This is a genomic window from Enteractinococcus helveticum, assembly GCF_001657475.1.
GTDB classification, from domain to species: Bacteria; Actinomycetota; Actinomycetes; order Actinomycetales; family Micrococcaceae; genus Yaniella; species Yaniella helvetica.
In genome coordinates this window covers 1-3,055 of record NZ_LXEY01000099.1, presented here as the reverse complement: position 1 = coordinate 3,055, position 3,055 = coordinate 1, and the positions used below count along the sequence as shown (strand labels likewise).

Sequence of the window (3,055 nt, the reverse complement as noted above, 5' to 3'; positions counted from 1 at the left end):
AGTGGGTTGTGTTTGCTCAGTTTGTGGTGACGAACAACTGGTGTGCGTGCATACTGGTTGGGTAAGTTGCTAAGGGCGCACGGTGGATGCCTTGGTAGTAGGAGCCGATGAAGGACGTGGGAATCTGCGATAAGCCTGGTGGAGTTGATAACCGAACGGTGATGCCAGGATGTCCGAATGGGGAAACCCCGCATGCATGGCTTTGGTTGTGTGTGTGACCGCTGGTTGAATGTATAGGCCAGTTGGAGGGAACGTGGGGAAGTGAAACATCTCAGTACCTGCAGGAAGAGAAAACAATTGTGATTCCGTGAGTAGTGGCGAGCGAAAGCGGAGGTGGCTAAACCTATTGCGTGTGAGACCCGGCAGGGGTTGCGTGGTGGGGGTTGTTGGGACGTTGCGTGGTGTGCTGCCGTGCACCGCAGTGATGCGTATTGGTAGACGAAGCAGTGTGAGTGCTGCACCGGAGAGGGTGGGAGTCCCGTAGTTGAAACTGGTGTGTGTTGTTGTGTGATGTTCCCGAGTAGTACGGGGTTCGTGGAGCCTCGTGTGAATCTGCCAGGACCACCTGGTAAGCCTAAATACTTCCTATTGACCGATAGTGAATCAGTACCGTGAGGGAATGGTGAAAAGTACCCCGGGAGGGGAGTGAAATAGTACCTGAAACCGTGTGCTTACAATCCGTCCGAGCCTGCTTTTTTGGTGGGTGAGGGCGTGCCTTTTGCAAAATGAGCCTGCGAGTCAGTGATGCGTGGCGAGGTTAACCCGTGTGGGGTAGTCGTAGCGAAAGCGAGTCTGAAAAGGGCGTATTTAGTCGCGTGTTCTGGACCCGAAACGAAGTGATCTACCCATGGCCAGGTTGAAGCGCGTGTAAGAGCGTGTGGAGGACCGAACCCACTTCAGTTGAAAATGGAGGGGATGAGTTGTGGGTAGGGGTGAAAGGCTAATCAAACTTCGTGATAGCTGGTTCTCCCCGAAATGCATTTAGGTGCAGCGTTACGTGTGCTTGCTGGTGGTAGAGCTACTGGTTGGCTGATGGGCCCTACAAGGTTACTGACGTCTGCCAAACTCCGAATGCCGGTTAAGTCTAGCGTAGCAGTGAGACGGTGGGGGATAAGCTTCATCGTCGAGAGGGAAACAGCCCAGATCATCGGTTAAGGCCCCTAAGCGTGTGCTAAGTGGGAAAGGATGTGGAGTTGCTGAGACAACCAGGAGGTTGGCTTAGAAGCAGCCACCCTTGAAAGAGTGCGTAACAGCCCACTGGTCAAGTGATTCTGCGCCGACAATGTAGCGGGGCTCAAGCACACCGCCGAAACCATGACAGCACCACGTTACGTGGTGTTGGGTAGGGGAGCGTCGTGCACGCGGTGAAGCAAGCCCGTGAGGTCTTGTGGAGTGTGTGCGAGTGAGAATGCAGGCATGAGTAGCGAATGACGGGTGAGAAACCCGTCCGCCGGATGACGAAGGGTTCCAGGGTCAAGTTTTTCTTCCCTGGGTTAGTCGGGGCCTAAGGCGAGGCCGACAGGCGTAGTCGATGGATAACGGGTTGATATTCCCGTACCAGTGCTACACCGTCCATGACAAGTTGGTGATACTAACCACCCAATCCACCGTTAGCAGCCTTCGGGTTGTTTCTGGTGGGGCGGCTGGGACCTGATCCAGTGCGTCAAGCGCATTAACAGGTGTGACGCAGGAAGGTAGCCGGGCCAGGCAGTGGAATTGTCCTGGTCTAAGCGTGTAGGGCGTCTGGTTGGTAAATCCGCCAGACATAATGCTTGAGACGTGATGGGCGCCCACGTGGTGGGTGATTCGGTGATCCTATGCTGTCGAGAAAAGCATCGGCGCGAGGTGTGGTGTTGCCCGTACCCGAAACCGACACAGGTAGTCAGGTAGAGAATACTAAGGCGATCGAGAGAATCATAGTTAAGGAACTCGGCAAAATGCCCCCGTAACTTCGGAAGAAGGGGGGCCCGGACCCTGATGCCCACTTGCTGGGTGGAGGGGGTAAGGGCCGCAGAGACTAGGGGGAGGCGACTGTTTATCAAAAACACAGGTGCATGCGAAGTCGTAAGACGAGGTATATGCACTGACTCCTGCCCGGTGCTGGAAGGTTAAGCGGATCTGTTAGCCACACGTGTGTGGCGAAGCGGAGAAGTTAAGCCCCAGTAAACGGCGGTGGTAACTATAACCATCCTAAGGTAGCGAAATTCCTTGTCGGGTAAGTTCCGACCTGCACGAATGGAGCAACGACCTCTCCGCTGTCTCTACTATGAACTCGGCGAAATTGCATTACGAGTAAAGATGCTCGTTACGCGCAGAAGGACGGAAAGACCCCGGAACCTTTACTATAGTTTGGTATTGGTATTGACTAGCACTTGTGTAGCATAGGTGGGAGACGGTGAAGCCGCCACGCTAGTGGTGGTGGAGTCGAATCGTGAAATACCACTCTGGTGGTAGTGAATATCTAACTTCGGGCCATGATCTGGTCCAGGGACAGTGCCTGATGGGTAGTTTAACTGGGGCGGTTGCCTCCTAAATGGTAACGGAGGCGCCCAAAGGTTCCCTCAGCCTGGTTGGTCATCAGGTGTTGAGTGTAAGTGCACAAGGGAGCTTGACTGTGAGACCGGCAGGTCGAGCAGGAACGAAAGTTGGGACTAGTGATCCGGCGACTCGTTGTGGAACGGTCGTCGCTCAACGGATAAAAGGTACTCCGGGGATAACAGGCTGATCTTGCCCAAGAGTTCATATCGACGGCATGGTTTGGCACCTCGATGTCGGCTCGTCGCATCCTGGGGCTGGAGTAGGTCCCAAGGGTTGGGCTGTTCGCCCATTAAAGCGGTACGCGAGCTGGGTTCAGAACGTCGTGAGACAGTTCGGTCCCTATCCTCTGCGCGCGTTGGAGAATTGCGAAGGGCTGTCCTTAGTACGAGAGGACCGGGACGGACGAACCGCTGGTATGTCAGTTGTACCGCCAGGTGCATGGCTGATTGGCTACGTTCGGGATGGATAACCGCTGAAAGCATCTAAGCGGGAAGCCGGCTTCAAGATGAATTCTCCT

The 3,055-nt window shown here is 54.7% G+C and carries 1 rRNA gene; it reads left to right on the top strand.

Annotated elements, in window-relative coordinates:
• Positions 1-59 precede the first annotated feature (59 nt).
• A 23S ribosomal RNA gene (locus tag A6F49_RS14760) occupies positions 60-3,055 on the top strand; the annotation flags it as partial.